Origin of the sequence: Tolypothrix bouteillei VB521301 (assembly GCF_000760695.4) — a bacterium.
Lineage (GTDB): Bacteria > Cyanobacteriota > Cyanobacteriia > Cyanobacteriales > Nostocaceae > Scytonema > Scytonema bouteillei_A.
Genome location: NZ_JHEG04000001.1, coordinates 2870573 through 2895349 on the forward strand (window position 1 = coordinate 2870573; position 24777 = coordinate 2895349).

Below are 24777 nucleotides of genomic sequence, written 5' to 3' on the forward strand. Positions count from 1 at the left end.
CATATTTGGCTAAACCGGGAAAAGTAATTTACAGCAAGCAACCCTCGCTCTTACTATAGATTGAGTTAGTCATTACAATAATGCAGGTCTCTTAGCATTAATTAATGTTACGGCTGCAATTATCCTCAGCACTTTAAGGAGTGCAAACTCGTTTCCTCGAAAACAATTACACAGTATTTACAATTTCAGTGGAAAATCTCCTTATTCTCAGAGGAATTCAATGTCTAATGAAGTGCATGAATCAGAAGTGACGGCTCGCTTAACTGCGATAGAACTGCAGCTAAAGCAATTCAATCAGCTGTTATCAAATCTCAGCGATCGCATTGCTAAGTCAGAAGATAATTTTCTCCTCATTGCCGATATCCATAAATACAAAAAACTGCAAGAACTTTTAATAGTAGGAGACTTAAGAGAAGCCGATTGGGAAACTATTCGGGTTATTCAAGCAATAACAAAAGAGCCAGAATTGGGAGATATTACTCCAGATGATATGAGGCAATTTCCCTGTGATGAACTGCGAGTGATAGACAATTTGTGGACAAAATACAGTGAAGGTCGCTTTGGTTTTAGCGTACAAATAAAAATTTACCAAAGCGTGGGTGGTTCCCTCGAAAGCACCATTAATCAAGATAGTAAAGCCATCGAGCGCTTCGGCGAGCGTGTGGGATGGCGTGAGGACAATCGATGGAAAAAGTGCGATGATTTGGACTATACATTAGCTGCACCAATTGGCTGTCATCCCTCGCGATGGTGGAATTCTCCTTTTGGTTCAAAAATGACCAACTATTTCTTCAATCGCCTGCTAGTTTGTAGTATTTAACGAACGGTAACTGATGACCGATGACCGGTGACCAAAAGTAGAGGATTTGAATAATGAATGAATTTTGGGTTTTCCATTAATAAATTGAGAGGCTTGTTTTGGATATGTAACCGGTCATTTGGAATTCTAAAGACTCGCTTTAACTTATCACTCCCTTTACCTCAGTTGAATTCTTTTGAGGTCAGAATATGTCTAAAAAATCCGACACTCTATTGGCTTGTAAAGTATTATTTCCAGTTCTTCTGGTCTCCGCCTTAACAAGCGCTTGCAGTCAGGACAAACCCAAAGCCACAGCCAGCGAACCCCAACCAATACCAGTGAAATTGCAGTCATTGCAGTCAACAACACTACAAGATGTCTCGGAATTCGTAGGGAGGTTGGAAGCGCAACAAAGAGTCTCGTTGCGACCCGAAATCGAAGGTCGGATAGAATCGATTCCCGTCGCGTCAGGCGATCGAGTCGAGCAAGGAACGCCAATTGTGATACTGCGACCAGATCGCACTCAACCAGAATTACTGAGTGCTGTGGCTAGAGTTAACTCAGCTAAATCCGCCTACCTGACAGCGCGATCGCAACTCAAAGCAGCAGAAGCGCAGCAAGTTAGAGATGCAGCCGATGTAGAGCTTCAAAAAGTTGAGTTTCAAAGGACGCAGAAGTTAGTGACTGAAGGAGCACAGGCTCAACAGCAGTTAGACATAGCCCGAAAAAACTTGAACACAGCACTAGCGACTCTCCGCGCTACTGCGGAGCAAGTAGGAGCTGCTAAAGCCAGCGTCAAGCAAGCAGAAGCTAATGTCCGACAATATGAGGCTGATACGGCTTCTGCTCGCGTGTCTCTCCAATTCAAACAAGTATTAGCACCAATTACCGGGGAAGTAGGAGACTTCCCCGTTAAGGTAGGAGATGTTGTTAGTGTCGGTCAGAGCCTAACCACGATTACTCAAAATGACAATCTTTTCTTGCGAATTTCAATTCCCAGCAACCGCTCCTCAGAAATAAGACGGGGGTTACCAGTAGAGCTCGTAGATGCCAAAACAAGAAAACCCTTGAGCACTGGAACTATCAACTTTATCTCGCCAGAAGTAGACACGGGTGCTCAAGCTATCTTAACCAAAGCCCGCTTTTCCAACTCAGGTAACAATTTACGAGAAGGACAATTTGTCCGCGCAAGAGTTATTTGGAACAAACGGTCGGGTGTTTTGATTCCTACCGTAGCTGTATCCAACCTTGGAGCACAAAGCTTTGTCTTTGTAGCCCAGACAACAGGTTCAAAACAAACCGTGCGCCGTCAACCAGTTCAACTTGGAGCCATTCAAGGTCAAAGCTACCAAGTCATTAATGGTGTGAAACCGGGTGACCAAATTGCAGTTACCCAAATTCTTACTTTAAGGGATGGCACTCCAATCAAAGCTAACTGAACTATGAGTTATGAATTATGAAATTTTCAATTCATAATTCATCATTCATAATTCATCATTCATAATTCATCATTCATTATGAGTATTGCGGATATTTTCATTAGGCGACCTGTTTTTACCACAGTTTGTACTGTAATTATTCTCTTAGTTGGGGGAATCTGTATTCCCCTGCTCCCTTTGGATAAGCTCCCAGAAATGGCTCTCAAGCAGGTAACTGTGACTGCTAACTATTTGGGGACTGATGCCAAAACAGCAGAAGAAAACGTTACCACCGTACTAGAACGGGAAATTAACGGTACGGAACGGGTCGTTTACATGTCCTCCCAGACGACGAATGATGGCAATGCTACTATTAACGTCTCTTTTCCTACAGAGATGGATAGAAACACAGCCCAAGTCCTCGTCCAAAATAATGTAGCGATCGCAGAACCAAATTTACCCGAAGAAGTCAATCGCATTGGTGTAACAACGCAGAAGCAGTCACCAACGATTACCCTCGCTTATGCTTTCTATTCAGAAAAAGACCAGAATGGAAAATTTATCTACGATAATATCTTTTTAAGCAATTACGTTGACCGACAAATCTTTGACGAAATTAAACGAATCCAGGGTGTCGGTTCGATCAGAATTGTGGGGGAACGGAAATACGCCATGCGTATCTGGCTCGACCCCGAAGCCCTTGCTGCTAGAAATTTGACATCACAAGATGTCATTGGCGCTATTACCGAACAAAATATTCAGGTGGGAGCGGGGAGAATTGGCCAACAGCCAACTTCAACAGAGCAGCAGTATGAAATTGCTTTGCGAGCTAACGGTCGATTTACCACTCCTGCGGAAGCCGAAGATATTGTGGTCAAAGTCGGTCAGGATGGTACGCTCATTCGGTTAAAAGATGTCGGTCGAGCCGAAGTAGGGGCGGAAAATTACAACGCGACAACTCTGTTTGACGGTTCGCCGGCTGTCATTTTGTTAGCTTACCAACTACCCGGTACGAATGCTTGGAACACAGCTAACGCCATTAAAGCAAAAATGGCAGAGCTGCAAACTAATTTTCCACCAGGATTAAAGGCGACAATTGGTTTAGATAATACTTTGTTTGTGGCATCTTCTCTAGATGAAGCCTTTAAAACCCTGGTTGAAGCCATCGCCCTGGTGTTCCTTGTCATCTTTATCTTTCTACAGGATTGGCGCACTACCATTATTCCCGCTCTCGCCATTCCCGTATCGCTGATTGGGGCAATGGCAATTGCCTATGTGCTTGGGTTTACCTTAAATCAGTTAACGATATTTGGTATTATCTTGGCAACAGGTTTGGTGGTGGATGATGGGATCGTTGTGGTGGAAGCGATCGCAGCTAAACTCGAACAGGGGATGAAACCCCTTCAAGCAGCTCTAGATGCCATGAAAGAACTGACTGGGGCAATTATCGCAACATCAGTAGTACTGATGGCTGTCTTTATCCCCGTAACTTTCTTTCCAGGGACAACGGGTATCGTTTACAAGCAATTTGCACTAGTAATCGCTTTCTCCATTGCCATTTCCACCTTCAACGCCTTGAGCTTCTCTCCCAGTATGTCTGCTATCATCATGCGGAGACAGCAGGAAGTTCACGGTCCTTTAGGCGTGTTTTTCCGGTGGTTTAACCGCGTGTTTGATTGGTTTAAGGGGGGATACGTCAAAATCGTAGAATTCCTGATCCGGGTTCGATGGCTCGTGATTCCAGTATTTCTTGCGGGTTTATTTGCAACGGGTTGGATTTATCAGACGACTCCCCAGGGATTTATACCTGAAGAAGATCAGGGTTATTTCTTTACAATTGTGGAAGCTCCCCCAGGGGTCTCTCTCAACTACAGTGTCGATTTAGTTAAGAAAATTACTGAGGAAGTCGTGCTACCACTTCCGGAAGTTGAGCACGTTGTTGGTAACGCTGGTTTTGGTTTTGAAGGGAACGCCAGTAACAAGACACTGTTTTTCGTCAAGTTGAAAGATTGGCAAGAACGTCATGGTGCAGAGCATTCCATTTTTGGTGTTCTGCGAAAAATCAATAAAGGGTTGCGAGAAAAAATCCCTGGAGCGATCGCGATCGCTGTTAACGCCCCACCAGTGGATGGTTTGGGAAGTACAGGCGGGTTGGAGATGTACATCCAAAACAAACAAGCACTTCCCATGGAAGCGCTCATCGACAATACCCAAAAGGTAATAGCAGCAGCCCAGAAGAGACCGGAATTAGGAGGTGTCTTTACCCAGTTCACCTTCAACAGCCCGATGATGCAAATTTCCATCGATCGCAATCAAGCCAAAGCTCAGAATGTCCGAGTGAGTGATATTTTCAGCACCATGCAAACCTATTTGGGTGCAAGCTATGTCAACCAATACGTGCTTGGTGGGCGGTTGTATCGCGTTTATGCTCAGGCGGAGGGGACAATTCGGTCTAATCCTGATGATGTTAGTCGTCTGTACGTGCGCTCTCAGGATGGTAACCTCATTCAACTGAGTACTTTGGTACAAATGGAAAGATTAACCTACCCGCCTGTTGTCACTCACTTTAACGTTTACCCATCCATTAAAATTCAAGCTTCTCCAGCACCAGGATACAGTACGGGACAAGCAATCCAAGCTATGGAAGAAGTTGCGAACCAAGTTTTACAACCAGGATTTGGTTTTGCTTGGACTGGAACCGCCTTTCAGGAGAGATCTTCTAGTGGTGCAGCACCAATTATTTTTGGCTTAGCCTTTGTCATGGTTTTCTTAGTGTTAGCGGCGCAGTACGAAAGCTACGTCGATCCAACTATCATTATGATTACCGTACCTCTGGCAATCTTGGGCGCACTCGGTGCGATCGTGTTCCGCGCCAACATTTTCCAGCAAGGTGGTGTTTGGCCTACGCTAAACAATAATATGTATGTTCAAGTAGCGTTGGTTATGCTGATTGGTCTGGCTAGTAAAAATGCAATTTTGATTGTCGAATTTGCCAACCAGTCAGCAGAGCTAGGAATGAACTACACCAGGGCTGCAATCCGCGCTTGTGAAGAACGCTTGCGACCAATTCTGATGACTGCTTTTGCTGGTTTAGTTGGGTTTTGGCCATTGGTGATAGCTTCTGGTGCTGGAGCCATGAGTCGATGGGCTTTAGGAACAGCGCTGTTTGGTGGTTATTTGATTTCAACTGTTTTAAGTTTGTTTTTAGTTCCAGTCTTGTACGTTGTTATCAAAAACCTAGAAGACCGCTTCTTAAAACCTGGTAAACCCGGTAAACCCACAAGTCCGTCACAGCCTTCAGATACACCCCAACCACAAGAACAAGTACTCCCTGCATTCCGTGGATACTCCACCGAAGAGTGATTGGTGTTCGGTAAATCCCCATACTTGAAAGTAGGGGATTTAAACGCTCGCTCTCTTTTTTCAAAACATCAATTGCAAAGCAAAATGAAATGCCCTCAGAATAGAATTCTGGACGGCAGGCGCTATCTCCTTACGGAGACGCTTCGCGAACAACGGGGGGAACCCCCGCAACGCGCTGCCTCGGCTATACAAACGCTCGTCCGCCTAAGCGCAAAGCGCACGCTACGCGATGCCGCAGGCTATGCCCGTAAGGGCTATACGCGGACTTAATAAAAAGTTCACGTAGGCGGGTTTCCCACGCCCTGGGGACTGGCAAACCCGAAGAGACTTTGTTTATATAGACGCGATTTCCAATGGCTCTAGTAATATTATCGATCGTAAAGTTGAGAATTTCAAAGAAAGAAATAGTGTACAATTATTTTGAGAAAAGTAACCTTTATGTGTAAAGGTAACAAAAATGTTTAAAAAATGGAATGCAGATGATTGGATAAATCACATCTTGTTTACAATTACTGTTGTATATCTATTTTACAATTTCTTCTTGCATCACTAGCTCTTCAGTCAATGAATTTTAACAGGCTGTAAGAACCCCGAATTAAGAGTTCTTCGAGGTCCTGCAAACCCTCATTTTTACCTACCTATGAATCATCTCAACATGAGGAAATCATGAATATTAAACTGATTATTTTCTCAGGTTTGATAACTGCTGGAATTGGCTCCGTAATAGGCTTGGCTGCTGCTCAAATTGGTCAGAGTAATTTTAATGAATTGAAATTTGAAGGCCAGTATTACAAAGATTTGCATAACAGATATGCCTTAATTGGTGCTAGCGTAGGGCTAGTTGTAGGTATGGCACAAGAGTGCGTGCGAGAGATGAAATCTCAAAGAGAGGAAGAGTAGAAATTAGGGATTCTTCACGGAAGACAAATGAAGATTAAACACAGCTTAATTTGCTTGTTAATTATTGGGACAACTGTTTTGACTGCGGCAAATTGGCATTTGGGTATGATGGGTATGACAACATTTTTATTAGCTTACTTCTCTAAAGGTTTGAGACGCCGCAGCCATATTAATGGCAGACTTGCAAAGTAGGAATATCCCAATTTAAGATAGGTCCGATGGGAATAATCCGTCGATTAATTAATCCTTCGTAGGTATCGTAATAATGACGTTTGATATGGTCAAATTTTACGGTGTCTGACACGTTTGGTAAGTGATAAATGTGGCGCGTGTAATTCCACAAATTGGGATAATCTGTCAGACGGCGGAGATTGCAATTCAAGGCTCCGTAGTAGGCGACATCAAACCGAACGAGTGTGACAAAAAGTCGAATATCTGCTTCTGTGAGAGAATGACCCACCAAGTATTGCTGACCGCTTAACCGAGTTTCCAAAATATCTAAAGCATCAAACAACTGCGCGATCGCAGTGTTGTAATCTAATTGAGAACTGGCAAAACCAACTTTATAAACACCGATGTTGATCCGATCTGATACAAATGCATTTATATCATCAATCTCTGCTCGCAGTTCTTGGGGATAGAGATTGAGACTCGCATTCCCAAACGCATCAAATTCCGTCACCAACATACGCAAAATATCTGCAGATTCGTTGTTGACGATTGTTCCTGTTTGCTTATCCCACAAAACCGGAACCGTGACTCTACCTGTAAAGTTTGATTTTGCTTTAACGTAAACTTGATACAGGTAGTCACAACCATTAACGGTATCTGCTGTTGTATGGCTCCAGTCCCCAAATGTCCATCCGCTTGGATCTCCCCAATCCGGGCTGAGGACGGACATTGAAATTACGCTGTTTAATTGCTTTAATTGACGAGCTAGAATGGTGCGATGAGCAAAGGGACAGGCGAAAGAAACATATAAGTGATAGCGATCGCGTTCGGCTTTAAACCCAGAAGAACCATCAGCAGAGATAAACTCTCGAAAAGAACCTGTTTGTATTCTTTCCCCTTCAAGCGGTTGAAAGTCAGAATGCCAAACACCGTTTACTAATAGTTTCATAAAACCTCCAAAGATAGGTTCACTAAAGTGTGAAGGATAAGATTTGATTTTTTATCCTTCATAATTCAATCGATTTTTTTTCAAAGTTGCTTGGTTGTTTATTTGCAATGAGGAAATTGCTACCACAATCAGAATTCCACCTGTGATTTGAAGCAGAGTAAGATATTGTCCAAACCAAATCCAGGCAATAATTCCAGCAATGAACGGTTCTATTGAAGCAACGATCGCAGCTCTTTCAGCTTGTACGTGACGAACTCCCCACAAAAACAACAGATAGGGTAAGAGCGTTCCCATGATACCCATATAGAGAATCTTGGGAGCATTTATGACTTCTAGTAAATGAGGCGTCAAGCCTTGAGTCAGCAAAAAGCCAAACCAAATAAGGCTCGCAATTGAAAACGTTTGCAGCAGAGCGTTAACAGGTGTTCCTTGAGCGCCAATCTTTTCACTCAATAGAGTGTACGCTGCAAAAAGAATCGCCGTTGTTAAACCAATTGCAATACCAAACCAATTCACTTGGCTTAAATCCCCGCCTACCACACCAGACACCAGGACAACGCCCAAAAAGGAAAGCGCCAGAGCAATCAAAACTTTTGCGGAAGGAACGCGCCGCGATAGGAGTGCGTTCCACAGCACGACAAAACCCGGAGCCATGAAGATCAGCACGATGGCAATAGCAACAGGAAGTTTTGCGATCGCGAGATAATCTGCTCCCACGAACATAACAAACAAAGCACTTAACGCAATTTGAGAAAGACTCGGTACTCTCAAAATAGGATGCTTCTGCAACAGGTTGAGCGCCATTAGCCCAATGGTAGCAAGTATGGCGCTGACTCCTGCTAGCTCAAAAGGACTTACGCCTCCCTCAAATAAACTGCTTGCGACATTAGCGGCGAGCGCCCAAAATGTCGAAGCTCCGACCACCGCAAAAAGACCGAAAGGATTCTGCTTCTGCATTTGTGTCTCCATGAGTCAAACGACTCATTTTATAGTTGAAGCTGCAATTATTGCATTTACAACTAAATTAAAGATAATATGCAATAATTGAAATTGCAACTACTTTTGGAGAAATTCTTTAGACTGATGGCAAAGCAGCGATTAGACGAAATGCGAAACTCCACTTGGCGGCTGTTTCTCACTGTTCAGATTCAAGCGATCGAGAAGATTCAAGAAAAACTATCGGCTGCGAAACTGCCACCATTGGAATGGTACGATGTGCTGTGGGAACTCAAAAAAGTACCAGAGGGACGTTTGCGATTGAGCGAACTCGCAGAACGAGTCCTGTTAAGCCGGAGTCATCTCACCCGCTTGCTTGATCGCCTGGAAAAAAGCGAGCTATTGGAGCGACAACCCTGTCCGAGCGATCGCAGGGGAACATTTGCAGTGTTAACTGAAGCGGGTGCAGCAATGCAAGAAAAAATGTGGGCTATCTACTCTGAAGGAATTGCAGAATATTTTGGCGATCGACTGAGTGATGAAGAAGTCAAAGTTATGCAACAAGCACTCAAAAAAGTTCTTGGAGAAAATTCTACTCAGAAGTAAGCATGAACTACCCAGAGATAATTCGTTGAGGTTTGGGTTTCTGCAAGAATGGCACTTAGAAAAGCTATAAGCATACACAACAAGTGATACAGCTTTTAATGCCAGAGAGTGCGGTAATAGAACGATCCAGGCGATCGCTTCCAAAAAGAAATTTTTGAAGCTAGAAAAAGCGTACTCGTCCTTAAAAAAGCAATGCAACAAGCTTTTAATACCAGGACAATCGAAAGCATCATACTTCTGAATGGTTGATTTAGGCAATGTCGCTAATCGTTGTGTTACCAACGAAATGCAGGAAGAAATCTATCTCAAGGCAGCGAGGGCTTCCAGAATTGCGTTGACGACCCTATCCGGTCGATCGAACCATGGTGCGTGCCCCGCATCCGGAATTCGCACTACCCTCAGTTGCGGGTTGCTGGCGGCTACAGCTTCCCCCACTTCGGGCTGACACCATACGTCTTTCTCACCCCAGATTAACGTTGTTGGAACCGAAAGCTGCTTCCAGCGATCGCCTAGCACCAACTTCTGCTTCATACCGCGAACATCTACCGTACTGTCGATCAGCGTGAACCAATTTGTCACATTGCGGGCTTGACTTGCCGTTGAGACATCGAGAAAGTCATCATCAAGACGCTCCGGATGGGCTACCATCAACTGCGCCCAGAAGGCGCGAGTACTCTCGCGTGTTGGTTTCTGCATCTGAGAACGCACAATAGTCTTCAGGATAGGCAGTGTGCCCAAGCGCATCAGGAGCGGCTGAGAGCGCTGAATTCCTGCCGGAGCGCCGACCAAAACCAAACGTGGGACTCGCTCTGGATGAGAGAGTGCAAAGGCAACCGACCACAGACTACCCATAGAACTTGCCACAATTGGCACGGCAGGAAGTCCCTCGGTATCGAGAATATCGCCAAGAAATCGACATGCATGAGCAAGTATATCTACTCCCCGATAGTCAAATGCATCCGCGAGTCCGTGACCTGGTCGATCCACTGCCAGCACGCGGTGACTCTTGGCGAGAGCCGAAAGGATACTTCCCCACTGAAAGGCTTCACCCATACCTCCGTGAACAAGAAGCAGGGGAGTCCCTTCGCCAAGTTCGATTACCTGCGTCGTCCCACCTGACCAATGCACCCGACGAGTGCGGTATCCAGGCGCACAGCGATCGAGATAAGCAGCTTGAGCCATCTCAACACTCTGAGTCTTCATGTCAGATTGCATCCTACCGTTTTCCCTCCCCTATGGACGTTTCCTCGATCGTTTGTTGGAACTTCTATAAATAAAGCGCCAATCCATTCTACTTTGTACTTAATGGTACTGCGAAGCATACTAAAAATAGTTCCATTAGGTAGGTGATAGTATGTTGAAATGTAAACCTTTTGTTATAGCGCTTGATTTGGAAGGAACATTAATATCAAATGTAATCCTTGGGTACTCTAAAAGGGTTGTCGAATGAATATGAGTTGAAAAAAGTGTTAAACAACGAATTAGAGACATTAGGATGGTTGGCAATTGCTCAATTAGCAATAATTATTATTTTTGGCTTGTTATTCTCCACTATCGCTAAATTCAAATATCAAAACTCTTCAGCATCCCATCGGGTTTTTAAACAAGGCGATTACACTTCATGTTTTATTGAAGATCCTCAAGTTATATTTCAAACAATACCAAAATGCTATTACTTTGTTGTTGTTAACTATCAACCGAATGATCAAGTTATCCAAGAAAGTTTTTATACAATACTTGGTGATGTAACATCTATAAATTACTCTGATGGTAAATGGGTTGCTACAAAGTCTAATCTTTATTCCAATATGCTCTTAGTTGCACTGCCCTTGATTGGTTTTATCTTGATATTGTCATCTAATTTGGTAACTCAATCTGTTTTAGATTCAGTCATTACAAGACAAAGTGATATAACCGAACAATTGACGAACTATGGAACAATATTGTTCGGCTCAGTTTTTCTTTCAGCTCCAATTAAAATGATTTTTGATTTTTTTAATCATTTTAAGATTTAAGAAGCCAGTAAAATTATGATTTCTATAAAAGGCAATAGGCGAAACTCAAATGTCTGATATTGGTTTGATTTTACTAGCGGCGGGTGCATCTACCCGTATGGGTACACCCAAGCAACTGCTACAGTATCAACAACACAGCTTGATTCGCCATATGGTTGAGGTAGCGCTTGCTTCCGTCTGCAACCCCGTTATCGTTGTCTTGGGAGCATATGCTGAGTGTATTCGACCTGAGGTGGAGTTATCTAATGTCCGAATTGTGGAAAACGATCGCTGGGCTGAAGGTATGAGCACTTCAATTCGGTGTGGGATGGAAGCCCTCAATGAAATTAAACCTGGTGTAGAAGCTGTTGTATTGATGCTGTGCGATCAGCCATTTGTTTCTACTCAGATCGTCAATCAACTGGTTAACATCTTCCAAGAGACAGATGGACAAATTATTGCTTCAGAGTATGGAGGAGTCCGGGGTGTACCAGCGTTATTCAAACGCAATTTGTTTGCAGAATTACTGACACTTAATGGTGTTGCTGGCGCAAGACAGGTTATCAAACAAAATGCTGAGAAAGTTGTTAGTTTTTCTTTCCCAGAAGGTATATTCGATCTTGATACACGCAACGACTACGAGCAATTTAAAAATGCAATTTCAATCTGAAGGGAGTGGAACGAGATAAAGAAATGACAGGGGCTTTGTTGCAAAAATTTTGGTAATGTTCTGCTCTTGTGCTAAACTGCTCTCACTCAAAGTCGGGAGAGCCTTTACTTAAAACTTATGCATCGTCTTGCAACTACACCAGGAGGTTGGAATCCATCAGCAGAAGGCGTGATGGCGATCGAGCAACAACCAGCACCTATTGTTTTAATTACGGCTGCGGATACCGACATTCAAACTTTATCTGTTGCTGTTACTCAATTACCCTCAGAATTTCTACAGTTACGGGTTGTCAATTTACTACAACTCCAGCAACAACTGACAATTGATATGTATGCTGAAGATGTGTTGAGTGCGGCGGAAGTGATTATTTTACGGTTGCTTGGCGGTAGAGCTTATTGGAGTTATGGATTGGAAGTTGTTGAACAGACGGTTAAACAGACAGGCGCAAAATTAATTGTCTTACCAGGAGACGAACGACCCGATCTCAATCTCATAAGTTGCTCTAATGTTTCTTTAGTAGACGCCAATCAGATATGGCAGTATTTCAATGAAGGCGGTACGGAAAATTATCTTAACAGTCTCAAATTTATCGCTACAACTTTTCTCGGTTGCACCTACACCTTTAATTTACCCCAACCAGTTCCTCGTGTGGGAACATATTCACCCAGCGATCGCATTATCTACACTCAAGTAGAGAATAATTTCATTCCTGTACGCAAACCAGATTCTCAAATCGGTGTTATTGGTATCATCTTTTATCGGTCTCATTATTTAGCTGGAAATACATCAGTCATTGATGCACTTTGTCAAGCTCTAGCACAAAGAAATCTTACAGCAATTCCTATTTTTGTTTCTTCTTTAAGAGAGCCAGATGTCCAAGCGGAGTTGTTAAAATATTGCAGTCAAAAGATAGACCTCTTATTAAATACAACTAGTTTTGCTCTAGCAAAATTAGAAGCAGAAACACCACAAGTAGAACTTTGGGAACAATTAGATATACCAGTGTTACAAGTCATTCTTAGCGGTAGCAGTCGCGAACACTGGGAATCTGGTTCTTCCGGACTCACACCAAGGGATATCGCAATGAATGTGGCTTTACCGGAAGTGGATGGCAGAATTATTACTAGAGCCGTCTCTTTTAAAGCAGTCAAAACTCCCAGCCCTTTACTGCAAACTGATGTTGTCAGCTACGAACCTGTTGCTTCTCGGATTGAATTTGTGGCAGATTTGGCTGCAAATTGGGTAAAATTACGGCATACTCCACCACAAAATCGCAAGATTGCCTTAATATTAGCTAATTATCCCAATCGTGATGGACGCTTGGCAAATGGTGTGGGATTGGACACACCCGCAAGTTGCATTGAAATTCTGAAGGCTTTACAGTTAGCAGGATATTATGTGGATAATATTCCCAATACGGGAGAGGAATTAATTCAATTATTAACAACTGGTGTCACTAACGATTTAGAGGGATACCCATTCCGAGAAGTACGGCAATCTTTGTCTTTGCAGAAATATCTAGAGCATCTTTATAGTTTACCTGAAGCAGTACAAGAAGGACTAAAAAACCGTTGGGGTTTCCCTGAAGAAACCGATTCATTGCCCATTTCGGGTATACAGTTAGGGAATATATTTGTGGGAATACAACCTTCACGGGGTTACGATCGCGATCCATCTTTGAATTATCACGCACCCGATTTGGAGCCTCCCCACAGCTATTTGGCTTTTTACCATTGGCTGGTTGAGTCTTTTGGTGCAAATGCGATTGTTCATGTTGGCAAACATGGTAACTTGGAATGGTTACCAGGCAAAAGTGTAGCACTGTCTGAGAATTGCTATCCAGAAGCCGTCTTGGGAGCAATTCCCCATCTCTACCCTTTCATTGTTAACGATCCGGGTGAAGGTTCGCAAGCCAAAAGACGTTCTCAAGCAACGATTATCGACCATTTAACTCCACCCATGACTCGTGCGGAATTATATGGTAATTTATACTCTTTGGAAGGATTGATCGATGAGTATTATGAAGCTCAAAGTTTAGAGCCATCACGATTACCTGCAATTAGCGATCGCATAACTCAATTAATCGAGCGGGAGCATCTTCATCAAGATTTGGGGATTGATATTTCTCGTTTCGATAAATCGACTCTTTCTTCATTTCTCAATGCAGCTGATGGTTATCTTTGTGAATTAAAAGAAGCTCAAATTCGGGATGGTTTGCATATTTTTGGTCAATGTCCATCAGGAAAACAATTACGAGATTTAATTGTTGCTATTGCCAGAAATCCCGGTGTTGGTAGATTGGGATTGACGAGGGCGATCGCGATAGATTGGCAATTAGATTTCGATCCTTTAACTGTAGATTTCAGTCAAGCATTTGAGATTAATTTTCCTACTTTGACCCTACCCGAAACCTCATTTTACCGGGAGGTGGGAACTGCAACTTCAGATTTGACTCCACCCCAATCCCCATCCGATGGAGAAGCGGGAGCTTCAGACGGTTCCTCCCTTTACAAGGAGGGATTAAGAGAACTCAGTGAAAGATATCAAAAGCTGAAAAACTGCCGAATCATAGGTGATGTTATTCAAATCCTTGAAGATTGTGCATCAGATCTCGTCACTTATATCATTGAAAATGAAGAAATCCCGCAAAGCGGTAAAACAACAACTCAAGAGTTAAGATGGATTCAGAATTTTCTCTTAAAAGCACTCAGACAAACAGAAAAAGAGATTATTAATTTATTACGAGGATTAGATGGCAAATATGTGGCGAGTGGCGCATCTGGTGCTCCAACGAGGGGAAGACCGGAGGTATTACCCACAGGACGGAATTTTTACTCTGTCGATATTCGTGCTATTCCTACAGAGACTGCTTGGGATGTAGGGAGTCAAGCTGCAGAAATATTAATAGAAAGATATACACAAGAACACGGAGAATACCCTCAAACATTAGGTTTATCTGTTTGGGGAACTTCAACTATGCGAACTGGAGGCGATGATATTGCAGAAGCTTTGGCGCTATTAGGAGTCAAACCCGTTTGGGATGGTATTTCTAGAAGAGTTGTAGATTTTGAAATTTTGCCCCCTTCAATTTTAGGTCGTCCGCGTGTAGATGTGACTTTAAGAGTTTCCGGTTTTTTCCGCGATGCTTTCCCAAATTTAATGGATTTATTTGATAGTGCTGTCACGGCTGTTGCTCATTTAGATGAGCCTGAAGATATAAATCCTTTAGCTGCAAAAGTGAAAACAGAAACAGAGTTTTGGCAAACTGAAGGATTGACAGCAGAACAAGCAAAAGCGCGATCGCTCTATCGAATTTTTGGTTCAAAACCCAGCGCTTATGGTGCTGGGTTACAAGGTTTAATTGAATCACAAAACTGGACAAATGAAGATGATTTAGCTCGTGCTTATATTAATTGGAGCGCCTATGCTTACACCCGTAAAGCTGAGGGTAAATTTGTACCAGAAGCTTTTACCCAAAGGTTACACAATATGCAAATTGTTTTGCAGAACCAAGATAATCGAGAGCACGATCTATTAGACTCCGATGATTACTATCAATTTCAAGGCGGTTTAACCGTTGCTGTTAGATCGGTGTCTGCAAAACTTCCCGTCACTTATTTTGGCGATAATTCTCGTCCCCAACAACCAAAAATCCGCAAGCTTACAGAAGAAATAACTCGCGTTTATCGCTCTAGGGTTGTGAATCCAAAATGGATTGCAGGAGCCATGCGTCACGGTTATAAAGGAGCCTTTGAAATGGCAGCAACTCTAGATTATTTATTTGCTTTTGATGCTACGACTAACTGTGTTGCTGATTTTATGTATCAAGGAATAGCTGAGGCTTATTTATTTGATGAAACAGTTCAACAATTTATTCAACAAAATAATCCTTGGGTGTTGCGGGATATGGCAGAAAGATTATTAGAAGCTCACCAACGGGGTTTGTGGGAAAATGTGTCAGGAGAAACTCTTGAAACATTACGTTCTTTGGTTCATGAAGCAGAAGGAATCATAGAAAGTCAGTTTTAAAAATTCTCTTTTAAGTAGTTACAAACTCCCACACTCATTTGTTGGAAATTAGGTGCAATCTGTTTCCCTAGTGAATTTTCAATGACACGGGCGATCGCCACTGTTAACTGCTGTGGTGTACCCTTTATCTGTTGTGGATCGATAATAAGTTCGCCCCTGCTTTGGATGAGCGTTCCTTTATCATCTTCAAAAAATTGATTTTTGCCAGTACAACGAACGGCTTCAGTAAAAACATGAGTATTGATGTGCCAAGTGGTTGTGTATTCAGAATTATTCCAAATAGAATCTTCTGTCCAATTGAGTAAATCTTCGCTGAGGAAAGCACGCGCTAATGCAGGAATATTAGCACCACCATACCAATCATGTACTAAATATAAAAGCTCGTCTTGCTCTTGGCTTGATTTGAACTTAATTTGTCTGATTTTTGACATATAAGGTACAAGTTCTGTTAGCTTGTCGCGATAAGTGGCATAAACCAAAGGACGAGGAAAGGGGATATGGGTATCAAGGCAGATCAACATGGAAAGTGGTGCGGTAACGAACGTTAGTTGCACAAAGTGTTATTTAGGTTGTAGTTAAGAAAATTTTTAGTTGCTTCTATCAAAATGGATAGTTAATGCATAAATTATGACAAACGCATGCAGAGCGCTTAACTTCGAGGTTTTATTGTGTCGAGCGTTTCTACTTGTAGCCTCAGATACTTAATATATTTATGACATCAAGTAATCAATTACCGTAAAGAGTGAGAGCAACTGGTTTGAGCAAAATGTGTTGCATTTGACTAACATAGCAACAAGAGTGGATCTATTACCTTAGGAGAAATCCTTATGAAAACACGAAGACTGGGAAAACAAGGATTGGAAGTCTCAGATATCGGACTCGGTTGTATGGGTATGAGTTGGGCATATGGTAGTAGAGATGAAGCTGAGTCAATTCAAACAATTCACCGCGCTCTTGAATTAGGTATCAACTTTTTGGACACTGCGGAGGTTTATGGACCATTTGCCAACGAGCAATTAGTGGGTCGGGCTATCAAAGACCGTAGAGATAAAGTCATTATTGCTACTAAGTTTGGTTTCAAGATGGATGAGAGTGGTAAGATAGCCGGTCTAGACAGCACGCCAGAAAATGTTCGGCGCGTCTGCGATGCTTCTTTACAAAGATTGGGAGTGGACTGCATCGACTTGTTTTACCAACACCGAGTGGATAAGACAGTGCCAATTGAAGAAACCGTTGGTGCAATGGCAGAATTGGTAAAGCAAGGTAAAGTTCGCTACTTAGGACTATCAGAAGCTAGCCCAGAAACTATCCGTCGCGCCCATGCAGTCCACCCCATCAGTGCTTTGCAATCCGAGTACTCTCTTTGGGAAAGGAATCCTGAAAAACAAGTTCTGCCAACTGTAAGAGACTTGGGAATTGGTTTTGTTCCCTACAGCCCGCTCGGACGCGGCTTTCTTACAGGACAGGTCAAACGGGCTGAAGAGTGTGCAGACGATGATTATCGTCGGCACGATCCCCGTTTCCAGGGTGAGAATTTTGAAATAAACATGAGAATTGTCGATCGCGTTAACCAAATCGCCCAATCTAAAAATGCAACACCCGGACAAATTGCGTTAGCTTGGTTGTTGCACCAAGGGGATGATATTGTACCCATCCCCGGTACCAAACGCAGGGCATATGTTGAGGAGAATGCAGCAGCAGCTGATATTAGCTTGAGTGTGGAGGAATTGGCACAAATAGATCGAGTTGCGCCTGTGGGAGGGACATCGGGCGATCGCTATGCTCCGCAGATGATGAGCCTTCTCGATCGTTAAACATTCGTATGAGAAACTGCGAAGGATATTATACCAAATCCATTTTTATAACTCCAATAAGCCCTAGTGATTAGAAATCACGGCTATACAAACGAAGTCCCTCCGGGTTCGCCAGTTCCCTACGGCGGGAAACCCGCCTGCAGGACTGGACTCACCGCCTGCGCGGACTAAATTATAAAGGGGGGTATAAGACGCGGATTTAGTATTAGTCAACGATTACAGCCATGAAAGAACTGCAAAACATTATCAAAGCCTTTAAGCAGTATAAACAAAGCGGTCAGCGTACTGCTCTTGCTACTGTTGTTAAAACAAGCGGTTCAGTTTATCGCAAACCGGGCGCACGGATGTTACTTGCAGATGACGGTTACACAATCGGTGCTATCAGCGGTGGGTGTTTGGAAAGCAATGTTTTTGAACGATCGCAACCGTTGATGTTTTACTCAGGCGAGCCGTTAGTTGTAAAATACGATACAACATCTAGCGAGGATATTGTTTGGGGCTTTGGTCTTGGCTGTAACGGAGTTGTCAGCGTATTGATCGAATCTCTGGCTGATGCATCTGCTAGCAATCAACTTGAGTTTATCTCTGAGTGTTTTCTTCAGAATCAATCGGGAGCGATCGCAACCGTCTTTGATGTTCGGGGAGACACCCAAGTAAAAGTTGCCTCTCGGTTGTTTTTAAAACAAGATGGTGCTGTAGCTACGGATATTCAAGACCGTGAGTTCGCTCAAAAGGTTTTGCAAGATGCTCAACAGGTTCTCAAAAACGGGCGATCGCTTGTAAAAGCGTATTCACTCGCCAACGGGTGTGTTGAAGTCCTTCTCGAAGTGATTCAACCACCCCTCCCCTTGCTCGTCTTTGGAACGGGTCACGATGCTATTCCCGTCGTTGATTGTGCCAAGCAGCTGGGTTGGCACGTGACAGTCATTGATAATCGACCCGGTTATACCACTCGCGATCGCTTTCCCAATGCGGATGATATCATCTTTTGCGATCCAGAAAACCTTGAAACTCACTTCAGTTTCAATTCACGTATGGTTGCTGTGGTGATGACCCATAAATACCTCCAAGATTTAGAATTGTTAAGAATTTTATTGTTATCTCCCCTACAGTATATTGGTCTGTTGGGACCGAAAACTCGACGAGAAAGATTGCTTCAAGACTTACAAGCCTCAGGATTCATTTCTACACCAGACCAATTGCAGCGCCTTTACGGTCCGGTTGGTCTCGACATTGGTGCTAATACTCCAGAAGAAATTGCTCTTTCAATAGTGGCAGAAATTCAAGCTGTTGTTGCCGATCGCGGTGGAAGTTCTCTCAGAGAACGCACCAGACCCATTCATTCCCAGCATGATGAACTTCCACCGAGTACTCTTATCAAGCACATTGATTGATGGAAGCAGACTGTACTTGCGAGCCTCACCATTTTGGCAAGATTAGACAAGCCAGGGACTAATTTTGCCGTTTATAATCCACTCACACGTGAAAAATTACTTAATTTATGCGAGTACAAGCATTCAGAGAATTATCAAGTTTATGCGCTTGCGAGCCTTCGGTAACTCAAGGTGTCTCTGGTTCTGATTGAAATAAGCCTAAGGTCAATCGGAGCAAGCCATGTTAGACGCACCAAAATTAACAGTTGATTTTACTCAAAAACAATCTGTTTCGACAATTCTTCCGCGCCAACCCCTGTTAAGGAGTGATGAACTCGGCTGGAGTGGAATTTACGTTCAACACCACCATCAACCAGCCTCCGAATCTCCCGAACACATACTCAATCATCATGTCATTGTTCACCATCCTGGGTGGGAGATGGCTCGCTCGAAAAGGTGTTTGGCAGGAAACCGACAACAAGAAGATTTAATTCATGGAAGTTGCGTTATTGTTCCTGCCAGTGTATTACACCAAGTTACCTGGGATCGGGAATTAGAATTTACCTTACTCATTCTTGAGCCTGCTTACCTCACTCAACTTGCTCGTGAAATGGTGGATGGCGATCGCGTTGAACTTATCCCACAATTTGCCAAACTCGATCCAGTTATCTCCAATATAGCTTTCGCTCTCAAAGCCGAGCTAGAAACTAATGGCATCAAAGGACGGCTCTATGTGGAGGCTGCTACAACATTCCTAGCATCTCATTTGTTGCGTCATTATTGCACCCACACTCACTCTTTTTCAGAATATAGTAGTGGATTGTCGAAATATCGCTTGAGAGAAGCTATTGCCTACATTCAGGAGCATCTGAGTGAAGAGATTTCCTTAGGGGCGATCGCTCAGCATTTATGTATGAGCCAGTATTATTTCTGCCATTTGTTTAAGCAGTCGATGGGTGTGTCTCCGTACCAATACGTTCTACAGCAGCGTATAGAAAAGGCAAAACAGCTCCTAAAACACAAAGAACTTAGCGTCACAGATGTGGCATTAAAATGTGGGTTTACCAACCAGACCCATTTCACCAAGCACTTCCGCCAACTCATTGGAATAACGCCAAGAGCTTACCAGGAACATCGTTTTACTCAATTTGATACCGCGATCCTAACTATTGGTGTTGCCCTCAAGTCAGAACTGGAAACAGGTAGCATTGAAAGAAAACGCTACGCGGAACTTGCCAACACCTTTTTAGCAGCTCACTTTTTGCGCGATTCCTGCACTCGCGATCGCTTTCTGAAAGCTTACACTGGTAAATTGCCAAATCATAAGTTGAAGCAGGCGATTGAGTACATTGAGCAGCATTTGGGTGAAAAGATTTCGCTGGAGACAATTGCCCAACATCTTGACATAAGTCAGTGTCACTTCTGCCATTTGTTTAAACAATCAATGGGGGTTTCTCCTTATCAGTATGTGCTGCAACAACGCATCGAAAAAGCAAAACATTTGTTGAAACAGCAAAAACTAACTATCACGAATGTTGCGTTAGAATGTGGATTCGCCAACCAGACGCACTTCACCAAACACTTTCGCAAATTGACTGGCACAACCCCAAAAGCTTACCGAAAACAACAAAGTCATTCCTGTCAGAATCTACCCAGTCTCATGGCTCAATTACAATGCTGCTGATAGGTATTAGGGGTTGTTCAGCGATCTGGCAAAGTATTAAGAACTTTTACTAAGTTGTTTGGGTGTATCTCTATAAAGCATTGAAGATTATTTAGGTCCTGTTCTCATCCCAATTGCGTCATCTTTCCCAGCCGATACAGAATCAGTAGCTCAATCACTCAGTATCAATGAACTCAGTTCTAACAGTACCATCTGGCATAATGGTGTTGCACAAAGTGAGATATCTGGCATCAGCAGTAGTAAGGCTAGCACCGAACAAGTCAGCATTAGTCAAGTCAGCTCCATACAATATGACAGCACCAAGATGGGCATTACGCAGATTGGCATTAATCAGCTTAACGCCTTCGAGATCGGTACAATCAAAGTCGGCATTTCTTAAATCAGCATTAGTGAGGTTAGCACCAGTCAAGGTAGCACGTCCCAAATAGGCATCCCTCAGATTAGCACCGCTCAAATTGACGCAGATCATCTTGGTTCTAGTCAGATTAGCACCACTCAAATTGATGCCACTAAGATTATTCTTAGTGGGGTCGTATTGATTAATTCCAGCAATGTTAAGGTTGACATTACTCAAGTCAATACCAGAGAAATTTCTTTCACCAGTGGCATAATGCCTGTACAACTCTTCAGCATTCATAACTTACTCTCAATATTAATTAACACATTTAAAAATAACTCACTAAAGTGAAACGAGACTCCATTTATTACCAAATATTCAAACGTTTTCCTGGGTTACTTTTTGAACTGGTTAATGACCCTCCTCAACAAGCGCAGAATTATAGATTTGAGTCGGTTGAAGTCAAAGAAACTGGCTTTCGCATTGATGGGGTCTTTTTACCTCCAGAAGGTACAACACCTAAAATTATCTTTTTTGCTGAAGTCCAATTTCAAAAAGAGTGCGGCTCGTTTTTAGCAGGAACCCCTAGAAATCAGGGATGTATGGCTAAGGTAGATTTTTGAAAGTAGATTTCAAAAATGTATAACTGTTCTTTTGATGTAGGTGAGCCAAGTAACCTAGAACGGCAAGCCCTACCCTTGAGGAGACAACTGACCCCCTACCTGCCCACAGTAAACATACTCGAAATTATGGAGACTGAAGCTGGGAACAGGACGCAATCAGTTGTAAAACAAGCAGGTAACAACACTGGCGTTAACGGGAAGGTGGCATTGGGTAAACAAGTCCTAGAAAAGTGTCTCAGGAAATGAGCTACAGCCTGAATAACAAATGTAGACTTCATCCTCTAAATTCTCACAGCATCTTTCTTTTAATAGCTGTAATTTCCGAGAAGAGGATAGGCAAAGTGGACTGCCCTAAACCATCAAAACAATCGAAAGAACGGAACGAGTAAAAACGGTGCAAAGGTCTGGGGAAAGGTCGAAAACCCTGGTAGGTAAGACGAGATACGGAATCCCTCTGCATCGGGTAGGACAGAGCTTGGCAATGCCTAGCAAAATTCGCCCTAGAACCAGCACACGAAGCCACCTTCCACGCAAATAGCTACGGATTTAGAACAGGGCGCTCCGCCCATGATGCCCAGAAGCAGGTGTTCGATCATCTCAAATCAAAGTCCAACGGCATCAACAAGAGAATCCTTGAGCTAGATGTAGAAAAGTGCTTCGACCGGATTAATCACTCATCCATCATGTCGAACCTTATCGCCCCCCTAGGGCTAAAATTAGGGATATTCCGATGCCTCAAAGCCGGAATCAACCCCGAATTCCCTGAACAAGGTACCTGTCAAGGTGGGGTGGTGAGTCCACTACTAGCTAACATCGCCCTGAATGGAATCGAAGAAATACATAAATACCACGTCAACAGAGGACGCAAAATAACAGCAACTACCCTCGAAAAGGACATTGTGAACGCCTGTGTTCGATATGCCGATGACGCGGTATTCTTCCTACGACCAGAAGACGATGAAAAACAAATACTTGACAGTATTAGCCAATTCCTAGCAAAAAGAGGACTAAAGGTAAGTGAGAAAAAGACAAAGCTAACCGCCTCGACTTCAGGATTTGACTTTTTAGGCTGGCACTTCAAAGTACAGCAAAACGGCAAGTTTAGAAGCTCTCCCTCAGAGGAAAACTTCAAAGCATTCCGTAAGAAAGTCAAGAAAATTGTCAATAACTCGAATTATGGTGCTAACGAAAAAGCTAAGAAATTAGCCCCGATAGTCCGAGGATGGAGACAATACCACAAGTTCTGTAAAATGGACGGCTCTAAATTTAGCCTTTACTACGTACAATACAGAACCTACAAGGTATTCAACAAAGAAACCAAACAAGATTGCCTATCTAGCAAGAAACTGCTGGATAAAGCTTTCCCATCGGTTCCTTACTCCGAAAACCGCCACATTAAAGTCAAAAGAAATAAATCACCTTTTGATGGAGACTTAGTTTACTGGAGTGAACGCAACAGTAAGCTATATGACGGTATGACCTCAAGATTATTAAGGAAGCAAAGCCATACGTGTGGATACTGCGGTCACAAACTGACCTCAGAAGAAAAGGTAAATCTACATCATTTTGACGGCAATCATGGAAACTGGAAGGACTCAAACCTGACAGCAGTACACGAAAGCTGTCACGATTATCTCCACATGAAGCAAAAGGGGAAGGAGACTACGTTAATCACGCAAGTAGGTCTGGAAGTCACCGAAGAATACCTAGAAAATAATCCTCGGTGAAGGACAACCCGGTCTTACGACGACAAAAACCTTAACCCTAAGAATATCGGAAGCTGGATGCGTAAAAATACGCACGTCCAGATTTAAAAGAGAGGGGCGAGAGGTAATACTCTCCCTCGACTCTACCTGAAGCCCTCTACTATCGATTTTTTACTGAATCAATAATGTATTTGAATCGGAATCGCTTTCAGTATGATGACTGGTTCTGTGTGGTCATTTTTCCATCACGTTCTTTGGAACCAAGCGATCGAAAAACTCATAGAATGTTTCTCAACAGCGACCAAGTGCAGCGAATTTATCGTTCTGGAGTTAGGCGATCCAAGCCAGCAGCCTGTAGGCATCAACTTGATGCAGTTGACGATTGCGCCAGATGAATTGATGGCAGAGCAAGCAAAGCAATTAATTGAGCGAGTAGAATTAGAAGAAACAGGTAAACTGGCAAAAAACGAAATTATAGAAGTCATCACGACTATTGCCGTTTATAAGTTTTCTTCGTTAAGTAGAGAGGAAGTTGAAGCCATGTTAGGACTTAGCATTGAAGAAACTCGAATTTACCAAGACTTGGAACGTCAAACCAAGTTAAAAGCGGCTGAGCGCCTTTTGGGTATGGGTTACAGCATCTCCGAAGTGGCGAAGGCTGTTGATTTATCGGTCGAGGAAGTCACAAAAATAGCTTCAAATCCATCCGAATAGGGCTATGTTAAGTTTACTTCTTACAATAGTGCAGAGTCCTAAGTGCCTGTTGCTAAGTCTTCAGGTCTCAGTTTCACTCTAACACGGTTGCTAGGGAGAATTTTCAGGTTAGCCCGGAGTGCATAAGAGGGCAAGGCGGAGAAAACTAAGTTAACGCTGTTGTTTCAATAACTATGGGCTGAGCTAATGGACGCTAAGGGGTGTTTGATGACATTCCTTTCACGTTTGCTGCTGCTTGATTTTGGCTATTTCTGTTATCCAATGGCGGCGATTATCGTGTTCTAGCCTCATTATTAATTAACACATTTAAAAATAACTCACTAACTGGATTTAAATCGAACACTTCTGCTTAATTGCAGCAAAAGCAATGTCTGCCCATTGTCGATAATCCTTTATGGTTTGATCGCAATAAAATGCAAAGGCAGTCTCATTAAAGTTACCAAACTGTTGCATCCATTCATTTTGATTTGCCCACTCAAATAAATATTCACCCCATGCCCGGAAGGAAAATGTCCATATACTTCCGTCATCAAGCGTGAGCAGACATTCGTTGGCAAATTCCGAACCCTGCAATACTAAACTTGTTGCATCTAGAAAGTTGAAGTGCATTTTGGAACATTGTGAATTTATTGTGTAGGCATAGTTATATATCCGGAGAAGAGGGCTATCTCCGTGTATCCTTACGTATAAG

Annotated in this window: 20 protein-coding genes and 3 pseudogenes; 16 read left to right on the forward strand and 7 right to left on the reverse strand. The window is 43.0% G+C overall.

Going from position 1 to position 24777, the window contains the following annotated elements:
- Positions 1–220: 220 nt before the first annotated feature.
- The 5 genes from HC643_RS11435 to HC643_RS11455 all read left to right on the forward strand — a co-directional run bounded on the left by HC643_RS11435 (position 221) and on the right by HC643_RS11455 (position 6672).
- The gene (locus HC643_RS11435) at positions 221–820 is read left to right on the forward strand and encodes a GUN4 domain-containing protein (RefSeq protein ID WP_038075232.1); all 600 of its coding nucleotides are present in this window, start codon (positions 221–223) and stop codon (positions 818–820) included.
- 188 nt (positions 821–1008) lie between these two features.
- Positions 1009–2238 (forward strand): efflux RND transporter periplasmic adaptor subunit, encoded by a 1230-nt coding sequence (locus HC643_RS11440; protein ID WP_038075236.1) that lies wholly within the window; start codon positions 1009–1011, stop codon positions 2236–2238.
- Between the two features lie 78 nt (positions 2239–2316).
- On the forward strand, positions 2317–5580 hold the full coding sequence (locus tag HC643_RS11445) for an efflux RND transporter permease subunit (protein WP_050045684.1): 3264 nt from the start codon (positions 2317–2319) through the stop codon (positions 5578–5580).
- A 666-nt stretch (positions 5581–6246) separates the two neighbouring features.
- Positions 6247–6480: a hypothetical protein gene (locus HC643_RS11450; protein ID WP_038075241.1), complete on the forward strand. Its 234-nt coding sequence runs from the start codon at positions 6247–6249 to the stop codon at positions 6478–6480.
- 27 nt (positions 6481–6507) lie between these two features.
- Positions 6508–6672 carry a hypothetical protein gene (locus HC643_RS11455; RefSeq protein ID WP_167844662.1) on the forward strand — a complete coding sequence of 55 codons (165 nt, stop codon included), beginning with the start codon at positions 6508–6510 and terminating at the stop codon, positions 6670–6672.
- Here HC643_RS11455 and HC643_RS11460 read toward each other — a convergent pair.
- Both HC643_RS11460 and HC643_RS11465 read right to left on the reverse strand, forming a co-directional pair.
- Positions 6650–7600: a glutathione S-transferase family protein gene (locus tag HC643_RS11460; RefSeq protein WP_038075243.1), complete on the reverse strand. Its 951-nt coding sequence runs from the start codon at positions 7598–7600 to the stop codon at positions 6650–6652. The two genes, HC643_RS11455 and HC643_RS11460, sit on opposite strands and share 23 nt — an antisense overlap.
- 51 nt (positions 7601–7651) lie before the next feature.
- Entirely contained in the window at positions 7652–8557 is a 906-nt protein-coding gene (locus HC643_RS11465; RefSeq protein WP_050045685.1) for an EamA family transporter, read from the reverse strand.
- Between the two features lie 126 nt (positions 8558–8683).
- Here HC643_RS11465 and HC643_RS11470 point away from each other — a divergent pair, with 126 nt between their 5' ends.
- Positions 8684–9142, forward strand: a complete 459-nt coding sequence (locus tag HC643_RS11470) for a MarR family winged helix-turn-helix transcriptional regulator (RefSeq protein ID WP_050045686.1) — start codon at positions 8684–8686, stop codon at positions 9140–9142.
- Between the two features lie 300 nt (positions 9143–9442).
- Here HC643_RS11470 and HC643_RS11475 read toward each other — a convergent pair whose 3' ends face one another.
- Both HC643_RS11475 and HC643_RS42085 read right to left on the reverse strand, forming a co-directional pair.
- Positions 9443–10345 carry an alpha/beta fold hydrolase gene (locus HC643_RS11475; protein WP_162002222.1) on the reverse strand — a complete coding sequence of 301 codons (903 nt, stop codon included), beginning with the start codon at positions 10343–10345 and terminating at the stop codon, positions 9443–9445.
- Positions 10342–10464 (reverse strand): hypothetical protein, encoded by a 123-nt coding sequence (locus HC643_RS42085; RefSeq protein WP_272899736.1) that lies wholly within the window; start codon positions 10462–10464, stop codon positions 10342–10344. Before HC643_RS42085 ends, HC643_RS11475 begins: the two co-directional genes overlap by 4 nt.
- Positions 10465–10608: 144 nt before the next feature.
- On the opposite strand from HC643_RS42085, the gene HC643_RS11480 reads away from it, so the two are divergent.
- From HC643_RS11480 to cobN, 3 genes are all read left to right on the forward strand, one after another.
- Positions 10609–11157, forward strand: a complete 549-nt coding sequence (locus HC643_RS11480; RefSeq protein WP_162002223.1) for a hypothetical protein — start codon at positions 10609–10611, stop codon at positions 11155–11157.
- A gap of 49 nt (positions 11158–11206) precedes the next feature.
- Complete coding sequence (locus tag HC643_RS11485; protein WP_038075256.1) at positions 11207–11806, forward strand: nucleotidyltransferase family protein; 600 nt, start codon at positions 11207–11209, stop codon at positions 11804–11806.
- Positions 11807–11923: 117 nt separating this feature from the next.
- Positions 11924–15835: a cobaltochelatase subunit CobN gene (cobN, locus tag HC643_RS11490; protein ID WP_038075260.1), complete on the forward strand. Its 3912-nt coding sequence runs from the start codon at positions 11924–11926 to the stop codon at positions 15833–15835.
- Here the strand turns inward: cobN and HC643_RS11495 are convergent.
- On the reverse strand, positions 15832–16389 hold the full coding sequence (locus HC643_RS11495) for a hypothetical protein (RefSeq protein WP_336604341.1): 558 nt from the start codon (positions 16387–16389) through the stop codon (positions 15832–15834). The genes cobN and HC643_RS11495 overlap by 4 nt on opposite strands.
- Positions 16390–16662: 273 nt before the next feature.
- Here HC643_RS11495 and HC643_RS11500 point away from each other — a divergent pair, with 273 nt between their 5' ends.
- The 3 genes from HC643_RS11500 (at position 16663) to HC643_RS41330 (ending at position 20706) form a co-directional block, all read left to right on the forward strand.
- Positions 16663–17649, forward strand: a complete 987-nt coding sequence (locus tag HC643_RS11500) for an aldo/keto reductase (protein WP_050045689.1) — start codon at positions 16663–16665, stop codon at positions 17647–17649.
- 224 nt (positions 17650–17873) lie between these two features.
- On the forward strand, positions 17874–19043 hold the full coding sequence (locus HC643_RS11505) for an XdhC family protein (RefSeq protein ID WP_038092127.1): 1170 nt from the start codon (positions 17874–17876) through the stop codon (positions 19041–19043).
- A 220-nt stretch (positions 19044–19263) separates the two neighbouring features.
- Positions 19264–20706 (forward strand): AraC family transcriptional regulator, encoded by a 1443-nt coding sequence (locus HC643_RS41330; RefSeq protein ID WP_050045690.1) that lies wholly within the window; start codon positions 19264–19266, stop codon positions 20704–20706.
- A gap of 154 nt (positions 20707–20860) precedes the next feature.
- Here the strand turns inward: HC643_RS41330 and HC643_RS11515 are convergent, their stop codons facing one another.
- Entirely contained in the window at positions 20861–21343 is a 483-nt protein-coding gene (locus HC643_RS11515; RefSeq protein ID WP_038092129.1) for a pentapeptide repeat-containing protein, read from the reverse strand.
- 47 nt (positions 21344–21390) lie between these two features.
- Between HC643_RS11515 and HC643_RS11520 the strand changes: the two are divergent.
- From HC643_RS11520 to HC643_RS11535, 4 genes and pseudogenes are all read left to right on the forward strand, one after another.
- A pseudogene (locus HC643_RS11520) lies at positions 21391–21603 on the forward strand (DUF2887 domain-containing protein); the annotation flags it as partial.
- Between the two features lie 78 nt (positions 21604–21681).
- Complete coding sequence (locus HC643_RS11525) at positions 21682–21912, forward strand: hypothetical protein (RefSeq protein WP_050045691.1); 231 nt, start codon at positions 21682–21684, stop codon at positions 21910–21912.
- A 221-nt stretch (positions 21913–22133) separates the two neighbouring features.
- A pseudogene (locus tag HC643_RS11530) lies at positions 22134–23318 on the forward strand (reverse transcriptase domain-containing protein); the annotation flags it as partial.
- Between the two features lie 203 nt (positions 23319–23521).
- Positions 23522–24086 (forward strand): annotated as a pseudogene (locus HC643_RS11535) (DUF2887 domain-containing protein); the annotation flags it as partial.
- Positions 24087–24416: 330 nt separating this feature from the next.
- Here the strand turns inward: HC643_RS11535 and HC643_RS11540 are convergent.
- Positions 24417–24695, reverse strand: a complete 279-nt coding sequence (locus HC643_RS11540) for a hypothetical protein (RefSeq protein ID WP_038092133.1) — start codon at positions 24693–24695, stop codon at positions 24417–24419.
- Positions 24696–24777: the final 82 nt, after the last annotated feature.

What these genes read in the sequence shown, in the direction of transcription:
- HC643_RS11435 (WP_038075232.1), top strand. Translation starts at nt 221, where the DNA reads ATGTCTAATGAAGTGCATGAATCAGAAGTGACGGCTCGCTTAACTGCG.
- HC643_RS11440 (WP_038075236.1), top strand. Translation starts at nt 1,009, where the DNA reads ATGTCTAAAAAATCCGACACTCTATTGGCTTGTAAAGTATTATTTCCA.
- HC643_RS11445 (WP_050045684.1), top strand. Translation starts at nt 2,317, where the DNA reads ATGAGTATTGCGGATATTTTCATTAGGCGACCTGTTTTTACCACAGTT.
- HC643_RS11450 (WP_038075241.1), top strand. Translation starts at nt 6,247, where the DNA reads ATGAATATTAAACTGATTATTTTCTCAGGTTTGATAACTGCTGGAATT.
- HC643_RS11455 (WP_167844662.1), top strand. Translation starts at nt 6,508, where the DNA reads ATGAAGATTAAACACAGCTTAATTTGCTTGTTAATTATTGGGACAACT.
- HC643_RS11460 (WP_038075243.1), bottom strand. Translation starts at nt 7,600, where the DNA reads ATGAAACTATTAGTAAACGGTGTTTGGCATTCTGACTTTCAACCGCTT.
- HC643_RS11465 (WP_050045685.1), bottom strand. Translation starts at nt 8,557, where the DNA reads ATGCAGAAGCAGAATCCTTTCGGTCTTTTTGCGGTGGTCGGAGCTTCG.
- HC643_RS11470 (WP_050045686.1), top strand. Translation starts at nt 8,684, where the DNA reads ATGGCAAAGCAGCGATTAGACGAAATGCGAAACTCCACTTGGCGGCTG.
- HC643_RS11475 (WP_162002222.1), bottom strand. Translation starts at nt 10,345, where the DNA reads ATGAAGACTCAGAGTGTTGAGATGGCTCAAGCTGCTTATCTCGATCGC.
- HC643_RS42085 (WP_272899736.1), bottom strand. Translation starts at nt 10,464, where the DNA reads ATGCTTCGCAGTACCATTAAGTACAAAGTAGAATGGATTGGCGCTTTA.
- HC643_RS11485 (WP_038075256.1), top strand. Translation starts at nt 11,207, where the DNA reads ATGTCTGATATTGGTTTGATTTTACTAGCGGCGGGTGCATCTACCCGT.
- cobN (WP_038075260.1), top strand. Translation starts at nt 11,924, where the DNA reads ATGCATCGTCTTGCAACTACACCAGGAGGTTGGAATCCATCAGCAGAA.
- HC643_RS11500 (WP_050045689.1), top strand. Translation starts at nt 16,663, where the DNA reads ATGAAAACACGAAGACTGGGAAAACAAGGATTGGAAGTCTCAGATATC.
- HC643_RS11505 (WP_038092127.1), top strand. Translation starts at nt 17,874, where the DNA reads ATGAAAGAACTGCAAAACATTATCAAAGCCTTTAAGCAGTATAAACAA.
- HC643_RS41330 (WP_050045690.1), top strand. Translation starts at nt 19,264, where the DNA reads ATGTTAGACGCACCAAAATTAACAGTTGATTTTACTCAAAAACAATCT.
- HC643_RS11515 (WP_038092129.1), bottom strand. Translation starts at nt 21,343, where the DNA reads ATGAATGCTGAAGAGTTGTACAGGCATTATGCCACTGGTGAAAGAAAT.
- HC643_RS11525 (WP_050045691.1), top strand. Translation starts at nt 21,682, where the DNA reads ATGTATAACTGTTCTTTTGATGTAGGTGAGCCAAGTAACCTAGAACGG.
- HC643_RS11540 (WP_038092133.1), bottom strand. Translation starts at nt 24,695, where the DNA reads ATGCACTTCAACTTTCTAGATGCAACAAGTTTAGTATTGCAGGGTTCG.